Annotated in this window: 13 protein-coding genes; 1 reads left to right on the top strand and 12 read right to left on the bottom strand. The window is 35.3% G+C overall.

The features are described 5' to 3' along the window. Positions 1-64: 64 nt before the first annotated feature. Positions 65-1,993 carry a hypothetical protein gene (locus tag CBP76_RS05615; protein ID WP_133120387.1) on the top strand — a complete coding sequence of 643 codons (1,929 nt, stop codon included), beginning with the start codon at positions 65-67 and terminating at the stop codon, positions 1,991-1,993. A gap of 400 nt (positions 1,994-2,393) precedes the next feature. Here the strand turns inward: CBP76_RS05615 and CBP76_RS05610 are convergent, their stop codons facing one another. The 12 genes from CBP76_RS05610 to CBP76_RS05555 all read right to left on the bottom strand — a co-directional run bounded on the left by CBP76_RS05610 (position 2,394) and on the right by CBP76_RS05555 (position 14,975). Then, a complete protein-coding gene (locus CBP76_RS05610) occupies positions 2,394-3,137 on the bottom strand; it encodes a glycerophosphodiester phosphodiesterase family protein (protein ID WP_102195965.1) in 744 nt (247 codons plus the stop codon). 102 nt (positions 3,138-3,239) lie between these two features. Next, the gene (gene nagA / locus CBP76_RS05605; RefSeq protein WP_102195964.1) at positions 3,240-4,400 is read right to left on the bottom strand and encodes an N-acetylglucosamine-6-phosphate deacetylase; all 1,161 of its coding nucleotides are present in this window, start codon (positions 4,398-4,400) and stop codon (positions 3,240-3,242) included. Between the two features lie 151 nt (positions 4,401-4,551). Beyond that, on the bottom strand, positions 4,552-5,712 hold the full coding sequence (gene nagA, locus CBP76_RS05600; protein ID WP_102195963.1) for an N-acetylglucosamine-6-phosphate deacetylase: 1,161 nt from the start codon (positions 5,710-5,712) through the stop codon (positions 4,552-4,554). Positions 5,713-5,775: 63 nt separating this feature from the next. Beyond that, on the bottom strand, positions 5,776-6,948 hold the full coding sequence (locus CBP76_RS05595) for an SIS domain-containing protein (RefSeq protein WP_102195962.1): 1,173 nt from the start codon (positions 6,946-6,948) through the stop codon (positions 5,776-5,778). A 28-nt stretch (positions 6,949-6,976) separates the two neighbouring features. Next, entirely contained in the window at positions 6,977-8,992 is a 2,016-nt protein-coding gene (locus CBP76_RS05590; RefSeq protein WP_102195961.1) for a hypothetical protein, read from the bottom strand. After that, a complete protein-coding gene (locus CBP76_RS05585) occupies positions 8,985-9,410 on the bottom strand; it encodes a PTS sugar transporter subunit IIA (protein ID WP_102195960.1) in 426 nt (141 codons plus the stop codon). The genes CBP76_RS05590 and CBP76_RS05585 overlap by 8 nt, the downstream gene beginning before the upstream one ends. Before the next feature lie 13 nt (positions 9,411-9,423). Continuing rightward, a complete protein-coding gene (locus CBP76_RS05580; protein WP_102195959.1) occupies positions 9,424-10,239 on the bottom strand; it encodes a PTS system mannose/fructose/sorbose family transporter subunit IID in 816 nt (271 codons plus the stop codon). Then, positions 10,226-11,164: a PTS mannose/fructose/sorbose/N-acetylgalactosamine transporter subunit IIC gene (locus tag CBP76_RS05575; protein WP_102195958.1), complete on the bottom strand. Its 939-nt coding sequence runs from the start codon at positions 11,162-11,164 to the stop codon at positions 10,226-10,228. Before CBP76_RS05575 ends, CBP76_RS05580 begins: the two co-directional genes overlap by 14 nt. Positions 11,165-11,187: 23 nt before the next feature. Continuing rightward, a complete protein-coding gene (locus tag CBP76_RS05570) occupies positions 11,188-11,676 on the bottom strand; it encodes a PTS sugar transporter subunit IIB (protein ID WP_102195957.1) in 489 nt (162 codons plus the stop codon). Positions 11,677-11,709: 33 nt separating this feature from the next. Further along, positions 11,710-12,426, bottom strand: coding sequence for a GntR family transcriptional regulator (locus CBP76_RS05565; RefSeq protein ID WP_102195956.1), 717 nt, complete (start codon positions 12,424-12,426; stop codon positions 11,710-11,712). 440 nt (positions 12,427-12,866) lie between these two features. Next, complete coding sequence (locus CBP76_RS05560) at positions 12,867-13,793, bottom strand: L-lactate dehydrogenase (protein WP_102195955.1); 927 nt, start codon at positions 13,791-13,793, stop codon at positions 12,867-12,869. 267 nt (positions 13,794-14,060) lie between these two features. Beyond that, positions 14,061-14,975 carry an L-lactate dehydrogenase gene (locus CBP76_RS05555; RefSeq protein ID WP_102195954.1) on the bottom strand — a complete coding sequence of 305 codons (915 nt, stop codon included), beginning with the start codon at positions 14,973-14,975 and terminating at the stop codon, positions 14,061-14,063. Positions 14,976-15,232: the final 257 nt, after the last annotated feature.

Raw genomic sequence — 15,232 nt, 5'->3', positions numbered from 1 at the left:
TTTGCTTTATTATTTCCTGAAATTTAGATATACTTCTATTGGTATAGACAACTAGGGGGATATTGTGAATCTTATAAAGATAATTAAAATGATAATTGTCATATCAATTATTTCTATAACTTTTTGTAGTTTATTTCTTATCAACCAATCAAAAACTATTTTTGGTGAATCACAGATTGATCCTATTCAGAAATATGAACCCAGTTCTAGCCCTAAACGTGGTCTGGGAATGTGGTTAACCAGTGGTTATAATTTACAGCCAAAACCTCGTTATTTTGTAACTTTAGGAAATACTGTAAAAATAAAGGCTGATACCGTCAGGGGGATTTTAGAAAAGGCAGCCGACCCGTTTGCCTATCCCCGTTACTCTTGGTATAAAAGTAATGATGGGATTGTATGGTCCAGAGTCTCCTCACGACCGGCCACAAGACCTACTTTAAAAGTCCAGGCAGATACAATTGGAAAAAGTTGGTATCAATTATCTACAGATTATATTGGCGTTTTTCCCTTTTCTGATTTATATTCCAATGTTGCAGAACTAAACACGACTCACGCTACCATTCCAGCAACATCCTTAAACGTCCGAACCGATGAAAATTATCTATTTAATATCAATAATGATCTTGCCACCAGCTCAGCATACGCATTTGCTGACCTAGAACCGGCCGATTCCACCGAATCGAATAACGTTAATTGGGATACATCAGATCATAGTTTGGCCACTATTGATGAAAATGGATTAATAACTGCCAATACCAAAGGTAGATCGGGTATTGTTGAAATTATTGGCTTTATCAAACGTTCAAATGAATCTGATATCATCGATTTTAAAAAGATTCGAATTGGTGGTGGTTTAGACGATCAAACTGTTTATGCTGGACAGTCAGCAACATTTGAATTACAAAGTGATTACGGCGAATCTAGAGATGTATCAAGTAATATTTCTGTGGTTTGGTATCAAAAGAACCCTTCAGGAAAAGATAAAATAGTAAAGAAAGAGACCAATCCAGAAAATTCAATCTCATTTACAAAAGATACATCCAGTACAAAAGAAAACGGCAGCCAATATTACGCTACTATAACGGTTACAAATAACAATAAAACTAAAAGCTTTACAACCAACACAGCAACTTTGAATGTTCTTCCTTCAAATATACCAAATGTGAATATTACATCTGAATTAGAAAATTCTACTTTCCAAGACAAATTGAACTCAACAACTGAATTAAACAACGTAGCCTCTAAAGATAATATTATTTATTCATTTAATTTAAATAATGATAGTGGTAAATTGATTCACAATTCTTCACTAGTGTTGCCACTATATGTTCAAACTGATATAAATTCTATAGAAATTGATAATAAAAAAATTGATCCTAAAGACTATTCTTTAATAGATTCTTCAAACCACCAAAAAGAGCTAACTATAAATATAAACGATCTGCCATCATTAACATCAAAAAAAATAAAAATATTCACTACAGTTAAAGAAATAACCGATGGATATTCCTTTTCAAATAATGTGCACTATATTGGTTACGATGACGAACAAAATAAGTATAAAAACGACGGTTCTAATTTTAAAATTAATTATATAAATGGAAAATTAAGTGCTAGTTTCAATGATATTACCTTTCAATCAATCCATATCTTCGATCATGATAAATTAAAATATCGTCATAACAATTCAGAGATGATTATATTCAACGATCAAAGAAGGATTAAAAAGCCTCTAAAAATTTATCTTGAACAGGATCATCCCTTTATCCATGAATCTCATATTCTAAATGTTGATATGAGGTTCTACCAATATGGTTCATTCCTTAATACATTAAACAATAAAATTCTTATCATCGAATCCAAAATCGATGAAAAACTAAATTCTCTTAAGTGGAACCACGATGAAGGTTTACTTTTATATGTTAACAACTCAAATCATATTGCTGGAAATTACTCATCTAAACTAAATTGGTATATTGAAGATTCCTTATAATCCAATTATACAAACGGTATTATGACTATCACTTTTGTTGGCTTAAACCCCAAAATGTTTATACTTATGTGCAAGAAGAGAGGAAACAAATTAAAGTAGTTCTTTTCTTCGAAGTCTCACATTGTGAGCTCTCAATTACCAAAGTATCACCGATTAAAAAAATCGTAATGGCGGTAATTGTATGAATGGGATAAGTTCGAAAATATGGGTTGAATCGAGATGATGCAAGATCAGAAATAATTTTAGATTTTGCCAGATCGATCAATGTTAATTTATAAATATCGTATTTGGAGTAAGTTATTATTTTTCATAATGAATCCTCCTAAAACGCAAATTCGTCTAGACAAAAAGGCCCCGGGATGATCAAGTCTATAAAGACAATCCCGAGGTCATTTTGTTTTTATTCTTCTAAGAATTTCATTCTATCAGCAATATTAGTAATTACTCCATCAACGCCCCAACTCAAGAGTTCTTGAGCTCGATTAATGTCATCGACCGTCCAAACGTTTATTTCGTAACCGTAATCTTTCATTCTTTTTACTTTATTTTCAGTCAAACCAACACTATCAGGATGAACTATCTTGGCATGGCAAGCTTGCATAACCAAATTCCAATCATCTCCTAAAGTACTTTTACTGAATAACACCGCATACTTGAGATTTGGTTTTAATTTATACATCTTTTCCAGCATGATCGGATTAAAACTTGAAATAATTAATTCAACATGTTCATCCAATCTATCAAGTGCCTTTGAGAATTTCTCAACCAATTTATCGGCTAAATGGTTAGCATTGTCCCCCACAACACCTTTTAATTCAATATTAGCGTTAATCTTATGGATATTAAGGAAATCAATCAATTGATCTAGGGTAGGTACTTTTTCACCACGAAACCTTTCAGCAAACCAAAAACCGGCATCGGCATTTGACACTTCAGAACTATTAACGGTTTCAATTGAACCAGTTTGATTGGTAGTTCTATCTAATTTGTCGTCATGAATCACAAAAACTTCTTCATCCTTAGTGATACTCAGATCTGTTTCGATCCAATTAACCTCATGATTTACAACAACATTAAATGATGCCATTGTATTCTCTGGTGCTAAGGTTGGTATTCCTCTATGAGCAATAATTTTTTTATCCATGATAATCCTCCAATGATTAGAGTATACAACATTCACAAGAGTTAAAAAAACCGAGAGATACATTCGTATTCTCGGTTTTTATTTTCTAGTTATTAGTATAAGTTATGCTTGGTAGCGTGAAACACCATCTAAGTATGTTTCTGATAATGTCATATCATCATCAAGTACGATAAAGTCAGCATCACGACCATCTGCAATAATCCCACATTTATCGGCAATCTTTGAACTCTTAGCTGCTGTATAGCTGGCCATTTCAACAGCTTCTTCATCCGTAGCAATATTCCAGTCAACTACGTTCTTGATAGCATCTTTAAGAAGTAAAATTGAACCTGCCAAGTTGTGTGTTTCGTCTTTTAATCTAGCTGTTCCATTTTCAACAACAACTGGTAATTCACCAAGTACGTAATCACCATTTGGCATAAGTCCCGCACGCATACAATCAGTAATCAAAGCAACGTGTTCGGCACCTTTCTTTTCGATAACGATTCTAGCGGCAAATGGATTAACATGATGACCATCACAGATCAATTCATCATTAACTAAGTGCATTGAAAGTGCAGCACCAACCATACCAGGTAGACGGTGATTTAAACCACTCATACCATTGTATGTATGTGTAAATCCAGTAGCACCAGCTTCGACACAGGCCTTAGCTTGTTCAAAAGTGGCGTCACTGTGACCAAGGTAAACAGCAACTTTATCCGATGCAACTGCCTTAGTAAATTCAGGAGCACCTTTTCTTTCAGGAGCAATAGAAATTTTCTTGATCATACCATGAGCTGCTTCTTGCCAATCTGCAAATTCTTCAGCATCAGGGTCACGCATATACTTAGGATTTTGAGCACCTTTATGTTTTTCAGTATAGAAAGGACCTTCAAAGTGAATACCTTGAATCTTGGCACCAGTGGCCTTCTTATAATTATCACCAATTGTGGCACAAATATGTCTTAATTGTTCATGTGAGGCTGTCAAAGTTGTTGGTAGCCATGATGTTACACCGGCCTTTAATAGTCCTTCTGACATTTCGTTCAACTTGCCAAAGTCGTCATCCATTACGTCATGACCGACTAAACCATGAATATGTGTGTCAACAAGACCAGGAGCAATAAACTTATCTGAATAATCGACAATTTTACCTGCTGGTTTTTCTTCGTCAGCGTAAATAAATTTACCAAACTTACCGTCATCAGTAACTTCTAGATAGCCACCATTTTCAGTTGTATTTTTCAAAAAGAATTTTTTAGCATGAATATAATATGACATTTTATAGTCCCCTTACTAATTTTAACGTTTTCATTATACCATTGTTTAATGGTCTATACCAAGATCGAAACAAAAAAAGAATACTGAAGTACAGTATCCTTTTTATACTAACCCATTCTCATTAGATAAACTTCCGACGAAATCGTTGTCTCTATGCTTGGTAACGTGAAACACCGTCTAAGTATGTTTCTGATAATGTCATATCATCATCAAGTACGATAAAGTCAGCATCACGACCATTTGCAATAATCCCACATTTATCGGCAATCTTTGAACTCTTGGCTGCTGTATAGCTGGCCATTTCAACAGCTTCTTCATCCGTAGCAATATTCCAGTCAACTACGTTCTTAATAGCTTCATTAAGCATCAAAATTGAACCGGCCAAACTATGTGGAGCCTCTTTTAACTTAGCCGTACCATTGGCAACAACAACAGGTAATTCACCCAATACATAGTCACCATCTGGCATAAGCCCTGCACGCATACAGTCAGTGATCAAGGCAACATGTTCGGCACCCTTCTTTTCAATAACGATTCTAGCAGCAAATGGATTAACATGGTGACCATCACAGATCAACTCATCATCAACTAAATGCATTGAAAGTGCAGCGCCAACCATACCAGGTAATCTATGGTTCAAACCGCTCATACCATTATATGTATGTGTAAATCCAGTAGCACCAGCCTCAACACATGCCTTAGCCTGTTCAAATGTGGCATCACTGTGACCAAGATAAACAGCAACTTTATCTGATGCAACTGCCTTTACAAATTCTGGAGCACCTTTTCTTTCAGGGGCAATAGAAATTTTCTTGATCATACCGTGAGCTGCTTCTTGCCAATCTGCAAATTCTTCAGCATCAGGATCTCTGAAATACTTAGGGTTTTGAGCACCTTTATGTTTTTCAGTATAGAAAGGTCCCTCAAAGTGAATACCTTGAACCTTGGCACCAGTAATTTTCTTATAATTATCACCAATTGTGGCACAAATGCTTAATAATTGATCATGTGAAGCTGTCAAAGTCGTTGGTAACCATGATGTTACGCCGGCCTTTAATAGTCCTTCTGACATTTCGTTCAACTTGTCAAAATCGTCATCCATAACATCATGACCAACTAGTCCATGAATATGTGTATCAACAAGTCCCGGTGCAATAAATTTATCTGAGTAATCAACGATTTTTCCTTCTGGTTTAGGTTCATCAGCTGTGATAAACTTTCCAAATTTTCCATCATCGGTAACTTCTAGATAACCACCATTTTCAGTTGTATTTTTTAAAAAGAACTTCTTTGCTTGAATATAATATGACATTCCTAATTCTCCTTTTTCTCAATAAAAGGCTGAAACAAATTAATGTTCCAACCTCAAAGATTTCTATTCGTAATCGTGGATTGTTACACCTTTAACAACACGATTTACAGTACCGCTAGCTGATGGTGTATCAGGTGTGTTATTTACCTTGATTGAGTTCATCAAAGCAAATGTTTGAGCAAAGACTACATCTGGCAATGCTTGATACAATTCTGGAAGGTCTTTGTCTCCAGCCTTGATAAAGAAGTTATCGCCTGAGAAGTCGTTGTCATCTGATGTACCAACACCAACAACCTTTTCACAAATTTCATCACCTTTGATTTCTTCCAAAATATCTACATCATATTGACGTGTATATTTGTCATTACTTAGGAAGTCAAAGACAACCGTCTTACTATTAACATATGACTTTGGACCATGACGGAATCCCATTGATGAATCAAAGATTGTTGTCAATGCTCCAGCTGTTAACTCAAGTACCTTTAACTGGGCTTCACGAGTTAATCCTGATAATGAACCACTACCAAGATATGTGATACGGTCATAATCAAGGTTCGCATAAGCTTGAATTTCATCTTCACGACTAATGACCTCTTGACCCATCTTGATCATTGTATCAACCCAACTAGCTTTTTTGTCCTCTGCATTTGTATCAAAAATCAAGGCAGCTGTAAGTGTCATACAAGAGAAGCTTCCGGTCATGGCGAATCCCTTATCGTTTGAAAGGGCTGGTTGAAGAAGTAATAAGTTTCCATCTTCATTTTCAGCCTTCTTTGCAAGATGACCTTCAGGAGCACATGTAATTGTAATTTGATACAAATTTTTAACTAACTTTTCAGCTAATTCAACTGTAGCAACACTTTCTGGAGAGTTACCACTTCTAGCGAATGATACCAGGATAGTTGGATCTTCACTTCTTAGATTATCCAATGGAGCAGAAACAATATCTGTTGTGGGAATGCTTTCAAAAACGAATTTTGAAGTATCGCCAACACGGTTTAAATATGGTCTAAGCGTATCCCCTACATAAGCCGATGTTCCAGCACCTGTAAAAATAACCCTAATCTTTTGATCTGGATATGCTGAGGTTACTTTGCCAAGAAAACTATCAATTTCTGATTTCTTGCTTGTGTAGTTTTGGAAAGCCTCTTTCCATAAGTCTGGTTGTTGTTGAATTTCACGAGTCGTGATTTTAGCACCCATTTTTTCTAGTTCTTGATCTGTTTTAGTAAACATGATATTGAATCCCTTCTCTATTTATTTTCTAGTCTAAGAATTGAATGTGAATAACTGCTAATTCCTTAACAGTGAAGTCAACGTGGTAGATTCCCTTCGAATCTAGAGTCACATCTAAGACTTCATTTTGTATTTGATTGTCTGCGTCACGATATGTAACAGAAACTTTCCTAACGCTGCGATCTTTCAAGAAGAAATTAATCCCGTCAACATCATCAATGGACCAATTAGAAACAATCATTTCTGACTGATCTTCATCAATAACCATCTTGCAATTGTACATGTTGACTAAATGTGGAGTACTTAACTGTTCTTCAAAGAATTGCTTAATATCTCCTTCACGAATATCCGTGTATTGAGCTTGCCAGCCATATTTGGCCGAATCCATCATTGGTAAAATATAGAACTTGTCGCTACTTGTTGTGACTGGTCCCAATTTATTTTCCAAACGATCGTATGCTGAAGAGTGAACTCTAACAGGAGATTTATAATTAATTTTTACGTAGTCGCCAGTGTGAGTTAACATGGTCAATCTTGGATTGTTGATACCTGAAATAGATTCACCATCAAACTGTTCAAACGATTGCTGTCCTGAGCGATTCTTCAAGACTTCAATGTCTGTTACATTGATCAATTTCAATAGATGACGATTATTCAAAATAACTATTGCATCCCCGTCTAATAAAACAAAGTTGCGAGTTAATAATTGATTGATCTGTTCATCTGACAAAGTATTCAAGAAATTACCTGTAATCGCTATACACTTATTTTTGATTTCCTGACCAATATAATTAAGTGGTTTTGTTGCAATACCCATAACGGATAACAATTCTAACCATTGTGTTTGCGAGGCCATCAAGCCTTCTAGAGTACCTTCTGAATCTATCTTTGTTCTAGCAACATCTTGATTCATTGGCACAATCACACCACCACGATGTTCAATATCAATGCCATTCTCATTCAAGAAATCCAAGAATTCCTTATCATGGTTTAGCAGGTCATCGTAATGATAAGTTTCATTGATACCATCGCCCATCATACTGAACATATTGAGGAGTACTCCGTTAGCATGAACCAAACTGGTTGTATCTAATTGAAATTGAGTAAACTTATTTGATTTAGCATATGGTGAATACAAAAAGCTTTCCATTTCTGGATAAATTTTATGATTTTCACCGATCTCAGTTCTTGTCGCAACTGTATATTTCTCAAAATCACGAGCATATTGTTGAGGACTGACTTCATTATATGCAGGCAGGTGCGGGCGTGATACAGCTGGAGTATCTTCTCCACTTAATTCATCTAACAGTTTTTGCCAATCACGTCCTTCAAGTGCATGTACTTCTGGCCATGAACTCATTAGGCCTAAAGTCGTTGTCGGAGAAACTGCATGAACTTTTTGTTCGATCATATGCGCTACATGTAAAATCTCAGCACGTGCGACTTTTAAATATGTATTACGATATTTATTTTCTCCACCTGTGAACATCTTAGAAACGAAATCCTCAAGAGACAAATCAGTTCCTAATATCTCGTTATATTGTTTCATGTGATCTTCGCAGAAACAGCCTAACTTGAACGGAGCATTCTTATAATGTCTGAAATCGTCTTCTAACCAAAGTTCATTGGGACGAATACTTGCCCAAACTGCATAGATATCACTAACATAATCAGCCCAACCAGCATATCCGGGACAAGCCATTGAAATACTTTTAACACCTTGGTAGCTAACCATTGGCTTAATATCAAGTTCTGGTTTGATATGAATACCACGATCAGAATGATTCATGGTTGTCCAGGGGTTCAAACTAACTGTAATACCAAGTTCTTTTAACGGTTGACTAATTAAATCAACATTTTTGATCAGTTCTTTTGCTTTATCTAGAGTTACATGTGCATCTGATAATTCCTCTTGATTGAGAAAAAAGGCAACATCTGAAATGTGAGCTTTTTTAACAAAATCAAGCAATCGTTTTTTCTTATCAGCATCATAGATATTCTCATCAATCGCTAATCTTAATGTATAACGATACGGATTATTCATCCTCTTCATCGTCCTCATCAGAGTCAGCGTTTAAGAAAGCATTAACATCAACAATGCCATCTTTAGCTTCTTTCATAAGATCTGTGACTTTGATATCTGAGCCAATAAATTTTTGATTAGCGTAATTAATAACCATTGGTAAATTCAAACCAGAAATAACTTGCATTTCAGGATAAGTTTGTGTCAAATTAACAGCGACGTTGCCTGGTGTTCCACCAAGTAAATCAACGATTAAGAAAACAGGTTCCTTACCATAATATTTTTTAATTTCTGCTTCAGCCTTTGCTTTTAAATCTTCAGGACCATCTGATTTTTGTAGTCCAAGCGCTACTGTTTCAGGTAATTCACCAATAATCAATTCTGCTGATTTTAAAGTTTCAATTGCCATGTTGCCATGACTCATCAAGATTAATGCCATAATTTAAATCCTCCTAGATTTTACCAAGTACACCGATTGCTGATAGAGCAATGGCGAAGATGATAACGATAAAGATAACTTTTGTTGATGTCATACCCTTCTTACCTAATAACCAGTAAACAAGACCTACGACACAGGCTGGAACAAGCTTTGGAAGAATCATATCAATGTTACTTTGAACACTCAATGTAACCTTGCCTAAATGAGCAACATATGGAACTTGAATATTGATCATACTTGCGATCAAAGCACCAACGATGAAGACACCAAGCAATGTAGCAGCATCTGTTAAAGCATTTAATTGTCCTTGCATTTCAGTAACAAGTTTTGTACCCGTCTTATAAGCAAAGTGCAATTGTTTCCAACGGAAAACCATAATAGCAACGTTTACTGCTAGCCATAGGAATAATCCAACTGGATTACCTTGTGCAGCCATTGTTGCTGCAATAGCTCCCATAATAGTTGGTACTAAAGAGGCAAACAATGAATCACCGATGGCAGCAAATGGTCCCATAAGACCTGTCTTAATACCGGCTACAGTGTCTAGTGAATCAACACCTTCTTTACCTTCAACGGCAAGATCAATACCTGTAATAATTGTGTTAAAGAAATTACTTGTGTTGAAGAATTGGTTATGAGTCTTCATAGCTTCTTTTAGTTCTGGAGTACCATCACCATAGATTTTTCTTAGTTGTGGCAAGATTGTATATAGATAACCTGAACCTTGCATTCTTTCATAATTCCAACCCATTTGGAATCCAAACAAACTACGTCTGTTAATTTGTTTGTAATCTTGTTTAGTTAGTTCATATTCATTATTCTTCTTCATCACCGTCTACCTCCCCATTAGCGTCTTCAATTTCATCGTCTTCATCTTCATCTTCGTCTTCAGAACCACTGTTTTTGGGACCAGCAGCTGGAGTAGCAGTTAATTTAGCCATCGACTTTTTATATTCAAGAAGGGCAAACGCACCACCAATTAAGGCAATAGCTAACATTGGAAGGGCATTAAATGTTGTAGTAAAGGCTTTACTTGCGGCACCTAAGCCTGTACCAAGTGCTTGGATATTTGTAAATACTGTTGATAATAAAGCTGTAATTGTGAATCCAAGAATCAAGTAAGCAAAGTGTTTTTTAACTGGTAGATAGTGAAGCAAAATGGCAAAACCAACGGCTGGTAATGTTGCACCGGCTGTTTGTAAACCTGTGTTCAACCATTGTAGGTCTCCATTTAGATATGTAACCATTGTCTTAACAACACCTTGACCTAGAGCCAAAGCTAGGAACACTGGAATACCACGTGATAGACACCATGGCAAAGCACCCATTACAGTATGTCTTTCAATACCCTTATAGTTGAAATTTTCAATATCTTTATCAACTTGGTGCTGGAAATATGTGTTAGTGAATCTAGCAAGAATATCAAACGATGTTAATAGTGCAGCAACTGGAACACCGATAGCAGCGATAGCTGTAGCAGCTTTCATACCAGTACCAATTGAAAAGGCCGTAGCCAAAACAGTACCTGAGTTAGCATCGATCTTTGAAGCACCACCGAAAGTACCAACACCTAGAACTGTCAATTGAAGAGCAGCACCAATGATAAGTCCAGTTTTCATGTCACCCATGATTAAACCAGAAATCATTCCGGCCCAGACGGGTTGACTCAATGATGAATTCATTTGCAATTCATCATAGATGTTATACATAGAATATGCCGTTAAAAGCAATATTTGAACAATTGTAAAACTCATAGTTCATTCCCCCGAATTAATTTCTATTTTTTGTAATCTTTCAAAATACCAGCAAAGTCTTTGATAGGGTCACTTGGAACCATTTGTGCAGTGATGTTAATACCTGCATCCATTAATTTATGGAAAGCATCGTAGTCATCATCTGTAACGTTGATTGATTGTGTCAAATGTTGTGTATTGTCTTTTTGTGACATATTACCAACATTGATAGTATCGAATTTAACGCCTTCTTCAACCATTCCTACAAGTGTTTCTGGCTTTTTAACAACAAGAAATACTTTTTGTGAGTCATATTTGCCGGCCAAGATATTTGCTGAGGATTTCTTTGTACCTAAAATACTTAGGTTAACCCCAGCTGGTTTAGCTAATTTAAGGGCAGTCTTTTGAATATCACTCTTTATAATTTCGTTATCAACTACCATAATTCTTGATGCTTGTAATTTAGTTGTCCATAAATTAGCAACCTGTCCATGAATTAATCTTTCATCAATTCTTACTGCAATAATACCCATATCTCTTTACCTCCAAATATTAATTACTCTTCCTTAGGATTTATTACTGATATCGTGTCGAATGTGATAAGCAAATTGATCACTTCTCGCAACACTCAAAGTAAACTCAATTATTTGATTATGTGGATTATACGTTTGTCTTCTTAGATTCAAGCAAGGTGCGCCTTCTTTGATATCCAAATATTTACTGTCATTGGCACTAATAATACCGGCAAGAAAATATTCATCAGCATAGTACACTTGTTCATTGAACTCTTCTGAAAAAATCGAGTATAACGATTTATTACTCAACATCGATTCAGTCATCAAACTAAAATGTTCAGCCGGTAAGTAAGTTCGCTCCAGCATAACAGGAATACCATCAGCATAACGGAGCCTCTTTAGCTTAATGATTTGACTGCCCACCTCAGTTTCCAAGTTCTTAGCGAAATAAGCATTGGCCTCCTTTCGTTCAAAACTAAGAATTTTGGTTTGTGGTTTTTTCCCCAGCGAAATCATCTGCTTGTTAAAACTATAACTACTATTCAAATCGCTATTCAGATCAACTCTATTAACAAAAGTTCCTTTACCGTGCACCCGACGAATCATCCCAGTAACCTCAAGCTCCATTAAAGCTGCTCTCACAGTGGTACGAGATAATTCATACTTTTCAGCTATTTCCCTCTCAGAGGGTAATTTGGCATTGGCTGGTAAAGTTTGAATATAATTAGTCAGCAAGTTGATTAACTGTTCTTGAAGAGTAATTTTCATACGAATCGAATCCTTTCTGGTATCAACCACAAGACCATTGTATACGGTTACAGATAATAAGACAACAACCGGAATAGACCTTTCGTATGGTGGTTTATTTTAATAAATCAATGATATCAACCCTTTTGTTGAAGCTAAATTTAAGTGGTACTTTTTTCAATACCATCTGCAAAAGATACCAGTTAGATAATTGGTCTTACCAATTTTCATATGTGTATCCCTTTTTCATAAATGGTATTTCAATTAGATTCATCGTTGATATGACAGCAAATAAAAGAGAGCATAACGACATCGTTACGCTCTCTTTTTGTTATTTTTAATATAGATTATCTGGCTTACAAATTTTCTTTGCTGAAAAATTGAAATTATTGTGTTTTAAAAATATATTTCTAATAGAAAAACAATACTCTACATATAGGAAGAAAAAACTATACAACCAATTAAACATTCAATTCAGTGGGTAATTTACTCTTAATATAATCGGCTGAATATTGCAACTTATCCAATTCATCTTGTGGCAAATCCAAATGAATCTGTTTCTCAATTCCGTTCCGGCCAATAATAGCTGGATATGACAGATAAACTCCATATTCCTCACGGTAATTAGAAACAGGCAATTCAATATAAGCATCGTTCAAAATTGCCATGGTCAATCTGACCGCAGCGGTAGAAATACCGTAATTAGTATATTTCTTACCGCTAAAGACTGTAAATCCACCCATCCTGATATCTTCATTTAATTTATCTAAATCTAGTCCATCTTTTTGAGCTAAATCAGCGATAGAACGATCCAGAACTTTAACTGTTGACCAAGCTGTAAATTGTGAATTTCCATGTTCACCCAGATTGTATCCTTGAACCGATCGAGGATCAACGTTCAATGCTGCTCCAACAGCTCGTTTCATTCTTGCCGAATCCAATAAAGTGCCAGTTCCCAAAACATGCTTCTTAGGTAAACCGGTAACTTTTTGATAAATGGAAACCATCACGTCATTAGGATTACTGATAACAACTATCTTTCCATCAAATTTAGTTTGTTTAATATTCTCAGCTACATTTTCTACAGCCTTGCTTGTAAAATCTAGTTCTGCAAAACGGTCAGGTTTAACACGATCTTGTAATTTGATATTACCTACAGCTGAAATAATCACATCAGTATCATCTAATTGTGAGTAATCATTGACAAAAATATTTGTATGATATGCCAAATTAGCCATTGCATCTTCAAAGTCTAAGGCATCAGCTTTTACTTTCTTCTCATTAATATCAATCAAAACCAAATCATCTACAAATCCATTAGAAACTATATAATGAGCACATGCCGCCCCAACATTACCCATTCCAATTATTGCTACTTTTCTTGTCATATAAATTACCCCTCAATTCAAATAAGTTGTAGTTGCCATTATACTCTAATTTTATTAAAAGATAACTAATATTATGAAATAGACATTAATTAACTCATATCTGTATAATTTAAGAAAATATTCTTCCACTATTGGGGTCGGTTTATAGCTTTGCAATTGCTTACTGGATAATAAAAAAAGCTAACCACAAGGGTTAGCTATACACAAAATCTATTCGACTTATGATTGAAACTGTAGAACAGCACTCCTGCAGTCTCTTTTCAACTTTTAGTTATTCAAATTCTTTTTAATATAATCAGCTGAATATTGTAATTTATCCAATTCATCTTGTGGCAAATCTAATTGCAATTGTTTAATAATTCCGGCACGTCCGACGATTGCTGGATATGATAGATAAACCCCATACTCTTCACGATAATTAGAAACTGGTAACTCAATCTTTGCATCATTTAAAATTGCCAATGACAATCGGACGGCGGCAGTTGAAATACCGTAATTAGTGTAACCTTTACCGTCAAAGACCGTAAAGCCTCCCATTCGGACATCTTCATTGATTTGATCCAAGTCTAGCCCTGATTTTTCAGCTAACTTAGCAACTGGTTGATCCATAACCTTAACGGTTGACCAAGCTGTAAATTGTGAATTTCCATGTTCACCCAAATTGTAACCTGCAACTGAACGTGGATCTACGTCAAAAGCTTTTCCAACGGCTCGTTTCATTCTTGCTGAATCAAGTAATGTACCAGTACCAATCACTCGTTCTTTAGGAAATCCAAGTACTTGTTGATACATTGAGGTCATAACATCATTAGGGTTACTGATAACTACCATAATGCCGTTGAATTTAGTTTGTTTAATTTTTTCAGCAACCTCTTTTACAGCATCTCCAGTAGGTTTTAATTCACCAAAGCGATTAGGATGATCGCCACCAATTAAATTAATATGTCCAACCGATGAAATAATAACGTCAGCATCATCTAATTGAGAGTAATCATTCACAAAAATATTAGTATGATATGGCAAATTAGCCATCGCATCTTCAAAATCTAAAGCATCAGCTTTTACTTTCTTTTCGTTCTGATCGATCAAAACTAAATCATCGACAAATCCACTAGCAACAATATAATGCGCACAAGCAGCACCAACGTTACCCATTCCGATAATTCCCATTTTTCTAGTCATAAAAATATGCCTCACAATCAAATATTTTATAAGCTCTACTAACATCATACCTTATATTCACCATTAGGAATAAGGATATAAGGTTTTACTTTTTAGGAATTGGGTTGAAACATAAATTTAAAATAAGGTCATCTAGTAACCAAAGTACGATTACTAGATGACCTTATTTTAATGTTCACAAGCTAAGTATATTTCTTCTTGTTCTAATTTTATTTTTTATTTTCGTAATAAGTAACTTTGCTCTTAATGATTCTTTT

The sequence above is a fragment of the Companilactobacillus nuruki genome, assembly GCF_002872255.1.
GTDB classification, from domain to species: Bacteria; Bacillota; Bacilli; order Lactobacillales; family Lactobacillaceae; genus Companilactobacillus; species Companilactobacillus nuruki.
This window is presented reverse-complemented; position numbering and strand designations above follow the sequence as displayed.

Bases quoted from the DNA above. Each gene is read 5' to 3' on its own strand.
- CBP76_RS05610 (WP_102195965.1), bottom strand. From the start codon at position 3,137: ATGGATAAAAAAATTATTGCTCATAGAGGAATACCAACCTTAGCACCA.
- nagA (WP_102195964.1), bottom strand. From the start codon at position 4,400: ATGTCATATTATATTCATGCTAAAAAATTCTTTTTGAAAAATACAACT.
- nagA (WP_102195963.1), bottom strand. From the start codon at position 5,712: ATGTCATATTATATTCAAGCAAAGAAGTTCTTTTTAAAAAATACAACT.
- CBP76_RS05595 (WP_102195962.1), bottom strand. From the start codon at position 6,948: ATGTTTACTAAAACAGATCAAGAACTAGAAAAAATGGGTGCTAAAATC.
- CBP76_RS05590 (WP_102195961.1), bottom strand. From the start codon at position 8,992: ATGAATAATCCGTATCGTTATACATTAAGATTAGCGATTGATGAGAAT.
- CBP76_RS05585 (WP_102195960.1), bottom strand. From the start codon at position 9,410: ATGGCATTAATCTTGATGAGTCATGGCAACATGGCAATTGAAACTTTA.
- CBP76_RS05580 (WP_102195959.1), bottom strand. From the start codon at position 10,239: ATGAAGAAGAATAATGAATATGAACTAACTAAACAAGATTACAAACAA.
- CBP76_RS05575 (WP_102195958.1), bottom strand. From the start codon at position 11,164: ATGAGTTTTACAATTGTTCAAATATTGCTTTTAACGGCATATTCTATG.
- CBP76_RS05570 (WP_102195957.1), bottom strand. From the start codon at position 11,676: ATGGGTATTATTGCAGTAAGAATTGATGAAAGATTAATTCATGGACAG.
- CBP76_RS05565 (WP_102195956.1), bottom strand. From the start codon at position 12,426: ATGAAAATTACTCTTCAAGAACAGTTAATCAACTTGCTGACTAATTAT.
- CBP76_RS05560 (WP_102195955.1), bottom strand. From the start codon at position 13,793: ATGACAAGAAAAGTAGCAATAATTGGAATGGGTAATGTTGGGGCGGCA.
- CBP76_RS05555 (WP_102195954.1), bottom strand. From the start codon at position 14,975: ATGACTAGAAAAATGGGAATTATCGGAATGGGTAACGTTGGTGCTGCT.